Annotated in this window: 17 protein-coding genes; 11 read left to right on the top strand and 6 right to left on the bottom strand. The window is 70.5% G+C overall.

Features of this window, described 5'->3' with window-relative positions; translation table 11 throughout:
- Positions 1–352: 352 nt before the first annotated feature.
- Entirely contained in the window at positions 353–2,434 is a 2,082-nt protein-coding gene (locus KS03_RS06955) for a putative bifunctional diguanylate cyclase/phosphodiesterase (RefSeq protein WP_015877531.1), read from the top strand.
- Positions 2,435–2,617: 183 nt separating this feature from the next.
- Here the strand turns inward: KS03_RS06955 and KS03_RS06950 are convergent, their stop codons facing one another.
- The 3 genes from KS03_RS06950 to KS03_RS06940 form a co-directional block, all read right to left on the bottom strand.
- On the bottom strand, positions 2,618–2,962 hold the full coding sequence (locus KS03_RS06950) for a hypothetical protein (protein WP_015877532.1): 345 nt from the start codon (positions 2,960–2,962) through the stop codon (positions 2,618–2,620).
- Between the two features lie 126 nt (positions 2,963–3,088).
- Positions 3,089–3,592, bottom strand: coding sequence for a hypothetical protein (locus tag KS03_RS06945; RefSeq protein ID WP_015877533.1), 504 nt, complete (start codon positions 3,590–3,592; stop codon positions 3,089–3,091).
- 5 nt (positions 3,593–3,597) lie between these two features.
- Positions 3,598–4,098, bottom strand: a complete 501-nt coding sequence (locus tag KS03_RS06940; protein ID WP_230674569.1) for an aggregation-promoting factor C-terminal-like domain-containing protein — start codon at positions 4,096–4,098, stop codon at positions 3,598–3,600.
- A gap of 254 nt (positions 4,099–4,352) precedes the next feature.
- On the opposite strand from KS03_RS06940, the gene KS03_RS06935 reads away from it, so the two are divergent.
- Positions 4,353–5,537, top strand: coding sequence for an iron-containing alcohol dehydrogenase (locus tag KS03_RS06935; protein ID WP_015877535.1), 1,185 nt, complete (start codon positions 4,353–4,355; stop codon positions 5,535–5,537).
- Between the two features lie 208 nt (positions 5,538–5,745).
- Here KS03_RS06935 and KS03_RS06930 read toward each other — a convergent pair whose 3' ends face one another.
- Positions 5,746–6,234, bottom strand: coding sequence for a hypothetical protein (locus tag KS03_RS06930; RefSeq protein WP_035979638.1), 489 nt, complete (start codon positions 6,232–6,234; stop codon positions 5,746–5,748).
- Positions 6,235–6,836: 602 nt separating this feature from the next.
- Here KS03_RS06930 and KS03_RS06925 point away from each other — a divergent pair.
- The 9 genes from KS03_RS06925 to KS03_RS06880 all read left to right on the top strand — a co-directional run bounded on the left by KS03_RS06925 (position 6,837) and on the right by KS03_RS06880 (position 12,614).
- On the top strand, positions 6,837–7,646 hold the full coding sequence (locus KS03_RS06925; protein WP_015877536.1) for a transporter substrate-binding domain-containing protein: 810 nt from the start codon (positions 6,837–6,839) through the stop codon (positions 7,644–7,646).
- Positions 7,647–7,689: 43 nt separating this feature from the next.
- Positions 7,690–8,376: an amino acid ABC transporter permease gene (locus KS03_RS06920; protein ID WP_015877537.1), complete on the top strand. Its 687-nt coding sequence runs from the start codon at positions 7,690–7,692 to the stop codon at positions 8,374–8,376.
- Complete coding sequence (locus tag KS03_RS06915) at positions 8,373–9,023, top strand: amino acid ABC transporter permease (protein WP_015877538.1); 651 nt, start codon at positions 8,373–8,375, stop codon at positions 9,021–9,023. The genes KS03_RS06920 and KS03_RS06915 overlap by 4 nt, the downstream gene beginning before the upstream one ends.
- A complete protein-coding gene (locus KS03_RS06910; protein ID WP_015877539.1) occupies positions 9,010–9,732 on the top strand; it encodes an amino acid ABC transporter ATP-binding protein in 723 nt (240 codons plus the stop codon). Before KS03_RS06915 ends, KS03_RS06910 begins: the two co-directional genes overlap by 14 nt.
- Before the next feature lie 333 nt (positions 9,733–10,065).
- Positions 10,066–10,308 carry a hypothetical protein gene (locus KS03_RS06900; protein ID WP_015877540.1) on the top strand — a complete coding sequence of 81 codons (243 nt, stop codon included), beginning with the start codon at positions 10,066–10,068 and terminating at the stop codon, positions 10,306–10,308.
- Positions 10,309–10,551: 243 nt separating this feature from the next.
- Positions 10,552–10,914 (top strand): DUF2946 family protein, encoded by a 363-nt coding sequence (locus KS03_RS06895; RefSeq protein WP_015877541.1) that lies wholly within the window; start codon positions 10,552–10,554, stop codon positions 10,912–10,914.
- Positions 10,915–11,054: 140 nt separating this feature from the next.
- Positions 11,055–11,699: an SCO family protein gene (locus KS03_RS06890; RefSeq protein ID WP_015877542.1), complete on the top strand. Its 645-nt coding sequence runs from the start codon at positions 11,055–11,057 to the stop codon at positions 11,697–11,699.
- Positions 11,700–11,746: 47 nt separating this feature from the next.
- The gene (locus KS03_RS06885) at positions 11,747–12,193 is read left to right on the top strand and encodes a copper chaperone PCu(A)C (protein ID WP_015877543.1); all 447 of its coding nucleotides are present in this window, start codon (positions 11,747–11,749) and stop codon (positions 12,191–12,193) included.
- A 52-nt stretch (positions 12,194–12,245) separates the two neighbouring features.
- Complete coding sequence (locus KS03_RS06880) at positions 12,246–12,614, top strand: copper resistance protein CopC (RefSeq protein ID WP_015877544.1); 369 nt, start codon at positions 12,246–12,248, stop codon at positions 12,612–12,614.
- A 121-nt stretch (positions 12,615–12,735) separates the two neighbouring features.
- Here KS03_RS06880 and KS03_RS06875 read toward each other — a convergent pair whose 3' ends face one another.
- Both KS03_RS06875 and KS03_RS06870 read right to left on the bottom strand, forming a co-directional pair.
- Positions 12,736–13,134 (bottom strand): RidA family protein, encoded by a 399-nt coding sequence (locus tag KS03_RS06875; RefSeq protein ID WP_035980879.1) that lies wholly within the window; start codon positions 13,132–13,134, stop codon positions 12,736–12,738.
- A 101-nt stretch (positions 13,135–13,235) separates the two neighbouring features.
- Positions 13,236–15,359: a TonB-dependent receptor family protein gene (locus KS03_RS06870; protein ID WP_015877546.1), complete on the bottom strand. Its 2,124-nt coding sequence runs from the start codon at positions 15,357–15,359 to the stop codon at positions 13,236–13,238.
- Between the last annotated feature and the right edge of the window lie 133 nt (positions 15,360–15,492).

Here is a 15,492-nt window from a genome sequence, read left to right as displayed (position 1 = left end):
GACGACGGCGAAACCGGTCACAGTGGCGCGACCGCGCGGGATTTTCACCCGCTTCCGAGCTTGGCGGCCGCAATTCTATCGCGAAAATCGTCAAGTCCCGCAACCATTGCCGTCGGCCGTGGCGCGCCGACACTGTCGCATCGGCGCGCCACGGCGGCCGATCGCGGCCCGATCGCGGCCCGATTGGCAACCGCATCGGCGCCGGTCGGCGCTATGATGCGGAACCCCTGGGGCAACACGCCTCGGCTGTCGTTTCCACCCGGTCTATTTCGCATCGCCCGCCGTGCTTCGTTGCGGATGAGGCGGCCGCGTGCCGCCAGCTTGCGCACATCCCTGTTTTCGACGTCTCGACATGCACGGCTCGTACAATTTCCTCCTGGTGGCGGTGTCGTTCATGGTGGCGACGCTCGCGTCGTATACCGCGCTCGACCTGACGGGCCGCATCGCGCTGCTCGGCCGTTCGCCGCTGCGCCACGCCTGGCTCGTCGGCGGCGCCGTCGCGATGGGCACCGGCATCTGGTCGATGCACTTCATCGCGATGCTCGCGTTCACGCTGCCGATCCCGCTCGGCTACGATCTCGTCGAGACCGGCTATTCGCTCGCGCTCGCGATCGTGGCGTCGTACCTCGCGCTGTTCGTCACCACGCGCCGGCGCGCCAGCTTCGTGCATCTGGCGGCGAGCGGCACGCTGATGGGGCTCGGCGTGGCCGGCATGCACTACACCGGCATGGCGGCAATGCGCATGAGGCCCGACATCGACTACCAGCCGGGCTGGTTCGCGGCATCGGTCCTGATCGCGATCGTGGCCTCGATGGCGGCGCTCGCGATCGCCCGGCGGCTGCGCAGCGTGAGGCGGCGCGCGGTCGTACGCGCACGCGCGGGCGCGGCGCTGGTGATGGCCGCGGGCATCAGCGGCATGCACTATGCGGGCATGGCCGCGGCGACGTTCCTGCCGGGCAGCATCTGCGGCGCGGCGGCCGGCATCAATTCGGCGTGGCTCGCCACCACCGTCTCGCTGTTCACGTTCGTGATCCTGATCGCCACGCTGCTGCTCTCGCGCATCGATGCACGCAACAGCCGGCTCGCCAGCACGGTGACCAACCTGAACGGCGAGATCGTGCGGCTCGCCACGCTCGACACGCTGACCGGGCTGCCCAACCGCAGCACGCTCACCCACCGCATCGCCGAGGCGATCGACACCGCACGGCGCCGCCACAGCGGTTTCGCGGTGCTGTTCATGGATCTCGACGGCTTCAAGGCGATCAACGACTCGCTCGGCCATTCGATCGGCGACCGGGTGCTCGTGACGTTCTCGCAGCGGCTGCGCGGCTGCGTGCGCTCGTTCGATACGGTGGCACGGCTCGGCGGCGACGAGTTCGTGGTGCTGGCCGAGCGGATCGGCTCGGCGTCGGAGGCGCGCGTGATCGCCGAGACCGTGCTGGAGCGCACGCGCGACGGCGCCTGGAGCCTGGACGAGCCGCTGCAGGTCACCCCGAGCATCGGCATCGCGCTCTACCCGCGCGACGGCGAGACCGTCGACGCGTTGCTCAAGCATGCCGACGCGGCGATGTACGAGGCCAAGCGCGGCGGGCGCGGCGCCTACCGCTTCTTCGAGGTGGGCATGAACGACGCCGCGCTGCGCACGCTGCAGATCCAGAAGGCGGTGCACGAGGCGCTCGCCAGCGGCTATTTCTCGCTGCACTTCCAGCCGAAATTCCGCAGCGATACGCGCGCGCTGACGGGCGCCGAGGCGCTGATCCGGCTGCGCCATCCGAAGCTCGGCACGCTCGCGCCGCTCGACTTCATCCCGATCGCCGAGCGCTCGGGGCAGATCGTGGCGATCGGCTACTGGGTGGTGCGCGAGACCTGCCGGCACATCCGCGAATGGAGGCAGGCCGGGCTGCCGCCGATGAAGGTGGCCGTCAATCTCTCCACGCGCCAGCTCGCGCAGCCGGAGCTGGCCGCAGCGATGCTCCAGATCGTCCGGCAGGAGCAGGTCGCGCCGCAGCAGATCATCTTCGAGATCACCGAGACGATGGCGATGCAGGACGCCGAGCGCACCATCGTCGCGATCCGCGATTTCCAGCAGGGCGGCTTCGAGATCGCGATCGACGATTTCGGCACCGGCTATTCGAGCCTCGCCTACCTGCAGCGCTTTCGCGTCAAGCAGCTGAAGATCGACCGCTTCTTCACGAGCGGGCTCGACCGCCACGGCAAGGAAGGCGCGGCGATCGTCTCGGCGATCATCGCGCTCGCGCATTCGCTCGGCATGGATGTGGTGGCCGAGGGCGTGGAGACCGTCACGCAGCGCGACAAGCTGGAGACGCTGCGCTGCGACGAGATGCAGGGCTTCCTGCTCGGCCGGCCGCTCGCTGCCGACGCGTTCGCGCAGCTCGTGCGCGATCTTTCGGGCTCGAACGAGGCGCTGGCCTGAGCCGGCGGCGCGCACCAGCCGCAGGCTCGGCAAGCCCCGCTCCTGCCGGCCGCGAACGCAGCCGCCGCTGGCGGTGACAAGGGCGCGCCGCCGCGCGGCGCCTCGCGCTTCGAGCACGCCCAAGCCTCGCTCGACGAGGCGACGGGAGGCTGGCGCGAGAGGGGCAAGCGCGACCGGCGGCGCTCAGAGCGCTTCCTGACACAGCGCCATCATCCGCTGCACCATCGTCGACGCCTCGTTCAGTTCCATCTCGCTCGTAAACAGCGCGGCCACGCTCGACAGTCGCACGGCGATGCCGGCGCCCAGCAGGTCGCGCCGCGCGATCCTCAATGCAAGCTGGCCGATGCGCACGCGATCGAGCCACTCCATCGTCACGCGCTGCTTGTCGAGCCAGCGGCGGCAGCATTCGACCACATGGTCGACCCGCCACTCCTCGGTCAGCGCATACGAGGCGGCGGCAATCGCAACCAGATAGCACAGCAGGTCCGGCCGTGCGCTGGCGGTATCGCTGAATTCGGGTTTCGTCATTGCGGGTCGCCTTCGGAGTGGTACGAAACGTCGACAGTAAGTATGAACGAACGCCGGAAAAACAACCCGCAACAGGTGGGCACCCCACCGGCCCGGCCAGCCCGGCCCTGCTCCGCCGCGCCGGGTTCAGCGGCCCGGCTTCTGCAGCGCCTGCTCCTCGCCGCGCAGCAGCGTGAAGCGGTGCTGGTCGAACAGGTAATAGTAGGTGCCGTTGCCGGTTTCGTTGCGGCTGCCGCGCACGATCACGAGCTTGCTGTCGGGCCGGTATTCGACCGGCTCGCGCACCTCCGCGTTCCAGCAGCAGACAGTAAACGGCAGCCAGACCGTGTCGCCGGTCTCCACGTCGACCGCCACCGCCATGGTGCAGGCGGCGCCGCAGCCCCACGAACTGAACGCGTAGTGCCCGGCGAAGTTCGGCCGCTTGCCGCTCAGTTCGCGCAGGCGCGTCGCGAACCGGTGATCCTGCTCCGACTGCAGCACGGTGGGCGCCACCTTGCCGTGCCAGGCCCGCGCCACCGGAAAGTTGCCGAATTCCGGCACCGGCTTCGCGGCGCGCGCCGCGTCGCCGAACCCGGCTGCCAGCACGATCGATACCACGCCCGCCACGACCGTGGAGCGAATGGAAATCATCGCGTTCAATACCAGCGGTTTCTTTCCCAGAACTTCCTGGCCTGGTAAGCCGAATGATAGCGGCCGTAAATATAGCGCAAGCCGCCTTGCGCCTCCTCCACCGCAATGCCGAATGATTTCTCGCCGTTCGGATTCAATCCGTATTGCGCACGCAGCAGTTGAAACAGGCCGCGCGCGGTCGAATCCGGACGCTGTGCGTTCACCACCCCGCTCGACTGCTGGGCCATGATCCACAGCAGGTCGTTGTAATCGGTGGCCGGCTGCTTCTCGAGCGCGATCGCATCGCGCAGCGCCTTCTGCGACGCGGGCGGCACCACCGCAGGGTCGATCGCGACCCAGCCCTGCAGGGGCGCCGGACGCGGATAATGTTGTGCGGATCGGGGATTGCGGGATTCGGTCATCGTGATTTTCCCTGACAGATAATGGCCGGCCGGCATTGCCTTGCCGGCGCCGCCGGGTGAGCCGACGGCGACTATAAAACGCTGCGCCCGCGCGCGTAAATGCACGGTGCGCAATCGATTTTCTCGATGGATTAGCCGGGTAATATATCGGGGAAAAATTTCCGCCAAATTAATTACGATATCGGCGATCGGTAATTTTCGCGGCGGCCCTCGCCAGCACCGCGGCCGCGACTCACGACGCGGTTCGCGGCCGGTTCGCGCGCCGGAACTGCGCAATCGCCGGGCCGCCGGTATCATGGCCTGGCGCCGGCGGGGGCCAGGCCCGCGCCGCCTAACGAAACCTGCCGGGGGCAGACATCATGCAAGCGTTTTCGTTTCAGACCGTCGCGCACATCGTGCTCGAGGCCGGCATCGCCAAACGTCTCGGCCAGGCGCTGCGCGAGCGCCATGCGGGCCGCCGCGCCTGCGTCGTCACCGACGCATTCCTCCATCGCGGCGGCACGCTGGCGCCGGCGCTCGCGAGCCTCGGCGCGGCGGGCTGGGAAGTGCTGGTGATCGACGAGGTGGTGGCCGATCCGCCCGACGAGGTGGTGCGCGACGCCGCCCGCCGCGCGCGCGAGTTCGGCGCCGAACTCGTGATCGGGCTGGGCGGCGGCTCGTCGATGGACGTCGCGAAGCTGGTGGCCGTGCTCGGCGCGAGCGCGCAGCCGCTCGAGCAGATGTACGGCGTGAACCGCGTGCAGGGCACCCGCCTGCCGCTGGTGCAGATTCCCACCACGGCCGGCACCGGCTCCGAGGTCACGCCGATCGCGATCGTGACCACCGGCAAGACCACCAAGAGCGGCGTGGTGGCGCCGCAGCTCTATGCCGACGCCGCCTACCTCGATCCCGAGCTGACCGTCGGGCTGCCGCCCGCCGCGACGGCCGCCACCGGCATCGACGCGATGGTCCACGCGATCGAGGCCTACACCAGCAAGCGGCTGAAGAATCCGCTGTCCGATCATCTCGCCGGCAAGGCGCTCCAGCTGCTGAGCGCGAACCTGCTGCCGGCCTGCCGCGACGGCGGCGATCTCGCGGCGCGCTCGGCCATGCTGCTCGGCGCGATGCTGGCCGGGCAGGCGTTCGCGAACGCGCCGGTGGCCGGCGTCCACGCGCTCGCCTATCCGATCGGCGGGGTGTTCCATGTGCCGCACGGGCTGTCGAACGCGCTGGTGCTGCCGCACGTGCTGCGCTTCAATGCGCGCGTGCCCGCCGCCGCGCAGGCCTATGCCGAACTGGGCCAGCTCATCGGGCTCCAGCCGGCAGGCTCGTTCGACGAGCAGGCCGAGGCCTTCATCGCCCATCTGGTGCGGCTCGCGCGCGACGCCGGGCTGCCGTCGAACCTGCAGGCCGTGGGCATCGGCGTGGCCGATCTGGGCGGCCTCGCGGCCGACGCGATGAAGCAGGAGCGGCTGCTGATCAACAATCCCTGCGAGATCGACGAGCCGAGCGCGCTCGAGATCTACCGGCAGGCCTTCGAGCATACCTACGACGAGCTCGCGTAAGGCCGGCAGGACGGCGGCGGCACGGCCGCGGGCGTCCGGGCCTGGGCGTCGCGCGGCGCCGAAACGAGATGCGGCCTCATGCGCTCGCCCGCAGGCCGGAGGCTGGAGATGCCGAGTGCGGCGCCAGGCCGACCGGCGGGGCCGGATCTAACCGGCCCCGCGCCGGGCGGCAGAGGCGTCGCCCGTCCCGGCGCGCGGCTCGCGCTGCCTAGCGCGCATAGAAATCACCGTCGAGGCGCTGCCAGTCGACGCAGCCGGCCGGCGCCCGTCCGATCTGCACGCCGGCGTATTGCGGCCGCGCCGAGCCGACGTCGATCGTCAGCGTGACGTCGCGGCCTTCGGCGGCGTCGTGAAACCGGCGCGTGTTCACGCCGGCGCCGTTGCGCAGCGACGCCGCATCGCCGCCGGCCGCATCGGCCTGCGCCGCGAGATGCGCGACGCCGGCCAGGCTCGCGTGGCACGCGCCGCGAGCGACGCGCAAGGTGTAGGCGAAGCGGCGCCGGCCGCCCGGATCGAGCCCCGCGTCGCGCAGCGTGAGCGTGGTGGTGGCCGACGTGCCGCCCGCGCGCAGCGTGATCGCGCCGGCGCCCGCCGCCGCATGGGCGGCCGGAACCGCGGCCAGCGCCGCGCCCGCCGCCAGTACCAGGCCGGCCAGCCGCGCCGCCGCCCGGCTTCGTGCTTCGAAGATTCGCATCATGTCGATTCCTGTCGTGGCCGGCGCGGAAACGGGCCGGCATGGCACCGCGAGTGATGCCGCTCCGGCCAGCCGCGCCGCAGCGCGACGCATGGCCGGGGCGGCCCGGCATCGATCTTCGCATGGACAGCGGCCTCGTGCGCATGCGCCCCGGCGGCGCCCGGCAAGCTCGCACGAGGCCGGCCGCGCCCTGGTCGGGCCGCGCGCGCCGCGCCGATGCCCGCGCCCCAGGCCGCCACGACCGCTCCCGCACGCACTCCGCTCCCGAGGGCAGGCGGCCCGGCCGGGCCGCCCGAGCTTGCCGGTCTGACCAGTATGAACAAAAGACCCCGCCATTCGACGCAGCCCCCCGCCACCGGGCCGCCGCTTCCCACGCCCCCTAACCGGCCGCTTCACGCCCGCTGCGGAAGCATCCGCGCGCCGATGCACCCGGACGACGCAGCCGCCACGCGCGAAAACGGTGCATCCCGGCGCCTCGCGCCGGCCCGGCGGCCGATGCGGTGGCCAGACCGGCCAGTCGGCGCATGGCCCGGCTTTTGCTAAGTAACCGGGGGCGCCCGACGCGCGCCCGCCCATACCAGACCGATCACCAGAGAACCCCCGCGATGGATTTCCGACCGAACCGCACCTCCTCCCGCCGCGCCTGGCTCGCCGCGCTGCTCGCCGCCCCGGCCCTGCTGCTGGCCGGCGTCTCCGCCGCGCATGCCGACGCGCTCGACAGCATCACCAAAAGCGGCGTGCTGCGCGTCGCGGTGCCCGAGGACTATCCGCCGTTCGGCTCGGTGGGCGCCGACATGCAGCCCCAGGGCTACGACATCGACACGGCCGGCCTGCTCGCCAAGGCACTCGGCGCGAAGCTGCAACTGGTGCCGGTCAACAGCGCGAACCGGATTCCCTACCTGACCACCAACAAGGTCGACCTGGTGATCTCGTCGCTCGGCAAGACGCCCGAGCGCGAGAAGGTGATCGATTTCTCGGCCGCCTACGGCCCCTACTTCCAGGGCGTGTTCGGCCCCGCCGATCTCAAGGTGAGCGGCCCGGCCGACCTGACCGGCAAGACCGTGGGCGCCACGCGCGGCGCGCTGGAGGAAATCGCGCTCTCGCAGATGGCGCCGAACGCCACCATCAAGCGCTTCGAGGACAACAACGCGACGATCCAGGCGTTCCTGTCCGGCCAGGTGCAACTGATCGCGGCCGGCAACATCGTGGCGGCCGCGATCCTCGCCAAGAACCCGCCGCGCCGCCCCGAGACGAAGTTCGTGATCAAGAACTCGCCCTGCTTCGTGGGCCTGAACAAGAACGAGCCCCGCCTGCTCGCGAAGGTCAACGCGGCGATCGCACAGGCCAAGCAGAACGGCACGCTCGACGCGATCTCGAAGAAGTGGCTGGGCCAGCCGCTGCCGGCCGGCCTGTGATGCCGCGCTCGTCCCCGAAACAGTCCTTCCACCGGCTTCCGAGATGACCTACCAGCTCCAGTTCGGCGAACTCGCCGACTATGCCGGCCTGTTCGCGAGCGGCGCGGCCACCACGCTCGCGCTGACGGCCGTGTCCACCGTGCTCGGCATCGGCATCGGCGTGCTCGGCGCGGCCGCGCAGGACACGCGCGCGCCGCGCCTCGCGCCGCTGCGCGGCCTGATCGGGGCCTACGTCGAGGCGGTCCGCAACACCCCGTTCCTGGTGCAGCTGTTCTTCGTGTTCTTCGGCCTGCCCGCGCTCGGCATCCACATCGGCGAGGTGACGGCCGCGATTCTGGCGATGACGCTGAACCTGGGCGCCTATTCGGTCGAGATCGTGCGCGCCGGCGTGGCCGCGGTGCCGCGCGGCCACCACGAGGCGGCCGCCGCGCTCGCGCTGTCGCGCGCCCAGGCGTGGTGCCACGTGGTGCTGCCGCAGGCGCTCGCCAAGGTGTTCCCGGCGCTCGTCAGCCAGATCGTGATCACGCTGCTCGGCTCGGCGGTGGTCTCGCAAATTTCGGTGGCCGACCTGACCTACGCGGCCGGCTATATCCAGTCGCGCAACTTCCGCGCGTTCGAGACGTACTTCGTGATCACGCTCGCCTATCTCGCGATGGCGCTGCTGCTGCGCGCGGCGCTCAACACGGCGGGCCGCCGGCTGTTCGCGCGCGGCGCGGGAGGCGCGCGATGATCGAGTTCACGTTCGGGCAGATCCTCGCCAACCTGCTGCTCGCGGCGCGCTGGACGGTGCAGCTCTCGCTCGTCTCGTTCGCGCTCGGCGGCACGCTCGCGCTGCTGCTGCTGGCGCTGCGGGTATCGAGGCACGTCGCGCTGCGCGGCCTCGTGAAGTGCTACATCGAGGTGTTCCAGGGCACGCCGCTGCTGATGCAGCTGTTCGTGGTGTTCTTCGGGCTGCCGCTCGTCGGCCTCGACGTGCCGCCGTGGCTGGCCGCCACGCTCGGCCTCACGTTCTTCACCAGCGCCTACCTGGCGGAGATCTGGCGCGGCTGCGTCGAGGCGGTGCCGCGCGGCCAGTGGGAAGCGTCGGCCAGCCTCGCGATGAGCTATCTCGAGCAGCTGCGCCACGTGATCCTGCCGCAGGCCGCGCGCATCGCCGTCGGGCCGACGGTCGGCTTCGGCGTGCAGGCGATCAAGGACACCGCGCTGGTCTCGATCATCGGCTTCACCGAGTTGACGAAGGCCGGCACCATGATCTCGAATGCCACGTTCCGGCCATTCCTGGTCTACGGCCTGGTCGCCCTCATCTATTTCGCGCTCTGCTACCCGCTGACCCGCTGGGCGCGCTCGCTGCAAAGGAAATGGCATGCCGCTCGTTGAAACCCGGGGCCTCGAAAAGAACTTCGGCCCGAACCATGTGCTGAAAGGCATCGACTTCAGCGTCGAACGCGGCCAGGTGGTGAGCATCATCGGCCGCAGCGGCTCGGGCAAGAGCACGCTGCTGCGCACGCTCAACGGCCTGGAGAGCATCGACGCCGGTTCGATCTCGATCGACGGCACCACGGTCGACGCGCGCCGCGGCGACCTGCGCGCGCTGCGGCTGAAGGTCGGCATGGTGTTCCAGCAGTACAACCTGTTCCCGCACCTGAGCGCGGGCCGCAACGTGATGCTCGCGCAGACCGTGGTCAAGCGGGCCAACCGCCATCAGGCGCGCGCCGTCGCCGAGCTGATGCTGGAGCGGGTCGGCCTCGGCGACAAGTTCGACGCCTATCCGGACCAGCTCTCGGGCGGCCAGCAGCAGCGCGTCGCGATCGCGCGCGCGCTGGCGATGAAGCCGGAGGTGCTGCTCTGCGACGAGATCACCTCCGCGCTCGATCCGGAGCTGGTCGGCGAGGTGCTCGGCGTGGTGGAGGCGCTCGCGCGCGACGAGATGACCTTGATCATGGTCACGCACGAGATGCGCTTCGCGCGCGCCGTCAGCGACCAGGTGGTGTTCATGCATCAGGGACGTATCTGGGAGAGCGGGCCGCCCGAGCAGATCTTCGACCGCCCGCGGACCATCGAGCTCAAGCGCTTCGTCCAGCAATAGGCGGCGCCGCGCGATGCTGCGCGCGCGGCATGGCGGGCCGGCGGCACGCGCCCGGCCGCGCGAGCCGGCGCGCGTGCCCTTGCTGCGCAGCCGCATGGTGCGCGACCCCATGTTACGCCGGCGCGGCGCCGTGATCGAACGTAACAAAATCGCGGGAACGGGCGGCCGCGCGAGCCGGTCCATCGCTGCATGACAGATGCGGCGCGCCGGCCAGCGAGGCGGCGTGCCGGTGCGCCGCCGGGCTGGCCGGCGCACCGTCATCGTCGCGTCACGTCGATGCGGTATTTCCGATGTCCCGCGCATCGCGCGGCAGCCTTGCCTTCGGAGTCCACCATGCTGAGTCCCCATGAACTTGCCACCCTGATGCTGATCGACGGCGCGCCCGAGGCGATCGATCCCGACCGTGCCGAACTGGGCACCCTGCTCCAATATCGCCTCGTGCGCGTCGAGGCCGACGACGACGGCATCGCACGGCCCGAGCTGACCGAGTCGGGCCGCTCGCTGCTGGCCGCGGCCGGCCGGATCGCGCCCCAATCGCCGAGGCCGGCGATCCGCGGCCTCGGCGCCGGCGCCTGAGCGGCGCCTTCCGGAGCGCCGGCGGGGGTTCGTCGTGGGGGGCGCCATCGCGCGGTCATGCGGCCCGAGGCGCGTTCGTCCCCGCCCCTGCTTCCAGGGGCCGGCAGCCGCACCGGCGGCCGGGCGGTCGCGACGCCCGCAAGCGCGACAAATCGCCCCACCCTTCCCCGCGAATGCCCGTCACGTGGTGAGCGGTGTCACGCCGATGACGCAGGCCGCGCGCAACTGGTTTACCATCGCGCGATGCCGCCTCCTACCGATTCCCGTCGCCGCCTGACTGCCTGGCTCGGCCTGCTGGCCGTCTGGCTGCTGGTGCTGATGCCGCTCGCGAGCCAGCTGGCCGAGGCGGCGGCCGCGCGCCGGCCCGACGCGGCGATCTGTACTGCCGCGCATTCGGCCCGCCATGCTCCGGCCGGCACCGCGCTGTCCGCCTGCGGCTACTGCGACCTGCTCGCCGCCCATTCCTACGCCCCACCCACGCCCGCGCCGGCCGCCCTGCCGCTGCATCCGCTCGTGCAACGCGCGGCGCCCCCGCTGCCCGTGCCGGCGCCGCGTTCGTTCGCGACGCTCGCCGCCTCGGCACGCGCGCCGCCGCCGTCGGCCTGATACCCGCTTCGTGTTCGATCGCGCGGCGCCCGAGCGGGGCCGCCCGACGGCCGCATGGGCTCGCCCGTGCGGCTGCCGCGTCCGCCCGGCGCGCGATCGAGGCTTTCCTTCGATGCTCCGTTTTCGTGGCGACCTTCACCATGTCCACCCGATCTGCCCCTCCCGCGTTCCGCGCCTCGCGGCGCGCGGCCACCCTCGCGATCGTCGGCGCGCTCGCCGGCGTTTCGCTGCTGTCCGGCTGCAAGCCGAGCGAGCCTTCGTTCACCAATCTCGACATCACCGGCAACACGCAGTTCGGCCGCGACTTCTCGCTGCCCGACACCGACGGCAGGATCCGCACGCTGGCCGACTATCGCGGCAAGGTCGTGGTGCTGCTGTTCGGCTACACGCATTGCCCCGACGTCTGCCCGACCACGCTCGCCGAACTGGCGCAGGCGCTGAACCAGCTCGGCCCCGACGTCGCGAAACGCGTGCAGGTGCTGTTCGTCAGCGTCGATCCGAAGCGCGACACGAACCCGGTGCTCGCGCAATACGTGAGCGCCTTCGATCCGTCGTTCCGCGCGCTGCGGCCCGCCAACGAGGCACAGCTGAAACAGGTGAGCCGCGACTTCCGCATCACCTACGAGCAGGTGGCCGGCTCCAATGCCGACAACTATTCGATGAACCACACCGCCGCCAGCATCGTGTTCGATCCGAGCGGCAAGCCGCGCCTGTTCGCGCGCGACGGCCAGGGCACCGCGCCGTGGGTTCACGATCTGCCGCTGCTGCTCAAGCAAGACGCGTGAGCCGCAGGCCGCGCTGCCCCACCCTCGAATCCCATCAGGAGTCCAATATGAACATCGCATTCCGTCTGCTCGCCGCCGTCCCCCTCGCTGCTGCCTGCGCCACCGCGCTGGCCGCGCCGGGCACCCTGACCATCTCGCATTGCCGGATCCGCGCGATGCCGGCCGGCATCCCGTCGGGCGGCTTCTTCGAGGTGGCGAACTCGGGCGCGAAGCCCGTCGACCTGACCGAGGTGAGCACCGACGCGTTCGGCATGGTCATGCTGCACCAGACGCAGAGCAACGGCAGCATGTCGAAGATGGTGATGGTGGACAAGGCGACGGTGCCGGCCCACGGCACGCTGTCGTTCGCGCCGGGCGGCTATCACGTGATGCTGGAAGAGCCGAAGCAGGCGCTCAAGGTGGGCACCACGATCCCGCTGACCTTCACGTTCAGCGACGGCGAGAAGCTCAGTTCGCCGTGCCTGCTGGAAAGCCCGAAGACGATGTCGAAATGAGCGGCCGCGCCTTGCCATGGCCCCCCTCCATCACGCCACCAGGAAGCCTTCCATGACACTTCGCCAGTTCGCTGCACGCGGCGCTGCCGCCCTGCTGCTCGCGGCCGCCGCGCCGCTCGCGTTCGCGCACGCGCATCCGACCGAACGCACGCCCGGCGCCGGCGCCACCGCGCCGGCCTCGACCACGGCCGTCACGATCGATTTCGACGAGGGGCTCGAACCCGCGTTCAGCTCGATCAAGGTGACCGACGCGGCGGGCCAGTCCGTCACGCGCGGCAAGTCGAGCGTGGGCGGTGATGCCGGCAAGCGCATGAGCGTCGCGCTCGCCGCGCTGAAGCCGGGCGTCTATACCGTCCACTGGGTCGCCGTCGCCACCGACGGCCATCGCACCCAGGGCACCTATACGTTCACCGTGCAGTGAGCGGCCGGGCTGCCCCGGCGCGCGATGCGCCGCCGGCAGCATCCGACATGAAACGGCGACGCCGGCCAGACAGCCGGCGTCGCCGTTTTCGATTTCCGTTCCCGATTCGATCGGGACCGAGTCAGGGCCGCTTGGCGATGAAATCGATCTCGACGATCGCGTCGCGCGCGAGCCCCGTCACGCCCACGCAGGTACGGGCCGGCAGCCGGCCCTGCGGGAAATACGACGCGTAGGTCTCGTTCATGGCCGCGTAGTCGCGCTTGAACTCGGTCAGGAAGATGCGCGCCGACATCACGTGCTCGAGGCCGAGCCCCATGCCCTTCAGTACCAGGATCAGGTTGTCCATCACGCGCCGCGTCTGCGCGACGATGCCGTCGGGCAGCGGCGCGCCGTCGTCGTCGGGCTGCGTCGGCATCTGGCCGGTCACGAAGATCCAGCCGTCGCGCTCGGTCGCGTGAGAGAACGGGCCGACCGGCGTCGGCGCGCCCTCGACCATCCAGAACTGCGTGGGTAAAGACATCGGCATGGCTCCCGTGCATGAAGGCGGCGAGCCACGATTCTAGCGGGCCGAAACGCGCGTCGGCAACGCTGCAGCGCATCACCGCCGTGCCACGCACGCTCTCAGAACGCGCAGCGCATTCCCGCGAACAGGCTGCGCCCGGCCCCCGGATAGAAGATCGCGGTGCTCGACGCGGTCCGCGCGTTCGCCACCGTGCTGATGTCCGACACGTAGCGCTTGTTCGCGAGATTGCGCAGATCGATATAAATCGACAGACCGTTGCGAAAATCCATCCCCGCCTGCATGCCGAACACCGTGTAGCCGGGCACGCGCAGCGTATTCGCGTCGTCGGCCCAGGCACCCGAGGGCACCCAGTCGAGGCTGGCCGAGACGTGAAAGCCGTTGGGCCGCGCATAGCCGAGCACGCCGCGCAGCACGTGGAGCGGCACGCCGGCGATGCGCTTCGAGCCGTATTGCGGATCGTCCTGGAAGCGGAAATCGCTGACGTTCCAGAGGCCCGACAGCGTGATGCGATCGCCTGCGCCGCGGCGCGTGAGGTCGCGCCAGAGCTCGATCGACGCGCCGGCCTCGATGCCTTGCAGCACCGTCTTGTTGGCGTTGAAGGTCGCGGCCGGGATGGCCGGATCGGTCGTGTATTGGAGCAACTGGTCGCGCACCAGCGAACGGTAGGCTGTCAGGTCCCAGCTGAGGCGATCGCGCGTGCCGCGCGTGCCGAGCTCGAGGGTCCAGGCGTGCTGCGCCGCGAGCGGCGTAAAGCGCGTGGTGGCGGCAAAGGTCTGCGAGAGGTCCGTGAAGTCGGGCACGTCCTGGCTGCGCGTGATGTCGGCGAATGCCTGGATCTCGCGCGCGGGCCGCCAGAGCAGGCCGAGCTTCGGGTTCAGGCCGCTGTACGAGGCGCGCGTGGAGCGGTAGGCGGCATCGCCCGGCAGGCCGCCGTAGTCGATGTATTCGCGCACCGAGTGCAGCACCTTCACGCCCGTCATCAGCGCGACGGTGGGCAGGAAGAACAGCCGGTTCTCGAGATAGGCCTCGTAGTTGAACGCGCTCTGCCGCGCGTCGAGCGTCTGCGCGCCGCGTTCGCCGTGTACGTTGACGAACTGGCTGGCCCCGGTGCGCCCGCCGAAGAAGCGCGCGCCGACCATCAGGTCATCGCGCATGCCGGCCGCTACCGGATGCGCGGTGAAGCGCGGCGCGAAGCCGTAGGTCCAGCCGTCCTGGTCGATGACCTGGAAAATCGGGTGATAGAGGCTCTTGTGGATCGCCCAGGTGTCGAACTGCAGTTCGCCGCCGCCCAGCTCGAGCGTGGTGCGGTTCGCGATGCGCTCGGTGCGCGAGTTGCGCGCCTGGTCGCCCGACAGCGCCCCCGGGGACGCGGCGGCGGGACGATGCAGCGCATCGAACAAGGAGAGCGAGCCGGGCAGTTGCTGGTCGACCAGGTAGGCGCCGACGTAGAAGCGCGTCTCCACGCTCGGGCTGAAGCGGTAGCCGAGGTTCGCATTGAACTGCCGGTACCGGCCGCGCTCGTGGTCGCGCCAGCCGTGCGCATGGTTCACGCTGAAGGTGGCAAGGAAATCGAGCGGCCCGATCACGCGCGAGAGCTGCGCGCCGGTGCGCAGCGTGCCGTCGCTGCCGCCCTCCACGCGCACGAGGTTCGGCGCCTCGGCCGTATGGGCGGTCGGCGTCACGAAGTTGATCGCGCCGCCCAGCGTGGACGCACCGTATTGCAGGCCGTTACCGCCCTTGTAGATCTCGGTGGCCTGCAGCGCGAGCGGATCGATCTGGTAATAGTCGCCGCTGCCGTCGGCGAGGTTGGTCGGGATGCCGTCCTGCAGAATGTCGAGGCCGCGCGCGTGATAGCCGCGCGCAATGCCCGAACCGCGGATCGACAACCGCAGCTCCTGGCCGTAGCGGTTCTCGACGAACACGCCCGGCGCGTTCTGCAGCACGTCGCGCAGCGTGAACGCATAGGTGTTCAGGTAGCTCGACGCGTCGACGAAGCCGACCGAGCCGGCCGTCTGGTCGAGCCGGCGCTTCAGAGCGGCGCTGGACAGCGAGGTGGGCGAGGCGATCGGCCGGGCATCGACGGCGATCGGCGGCAGCGGCGTGGCGGACGCGGGCTCGGCCGCGCCGCCGGCGGCGACGCCGGCCTGCGCGGCCGCGCCGGATGCGGCAACGGCGGACAGCACGCCGGACAAGGCGGCCGCGAGTCGGGAAAAGCGGATCATGTGGTTAGGGTAGTGATCGGAATCGGTTCGTGGCCGGGCCGCCAGCGCGGCGGCTCGCCGGTGCTGCTCGCTAGGACTGCCAATCGGCTTGCGCAGCACCGTGCAGCGACATGGGCCGGCCGGCATGCCGCGC

The sequence above is a fragment of the Burkholderia glumae LMG 2196 = ATCC 33617 genome (genome assembly GCF_000960995.1).
Lineage (GTDB): Bacteria > Pseudomonadota > Gammaproteobacteria > Burkholderiales > Burkholderiaceae > Burkholderia > Burkholderia glumae.
Note: the sequence above shows the minus strand (reverse complement) of the source record. Positions and strands in the feature narration are given on the sequence as shown.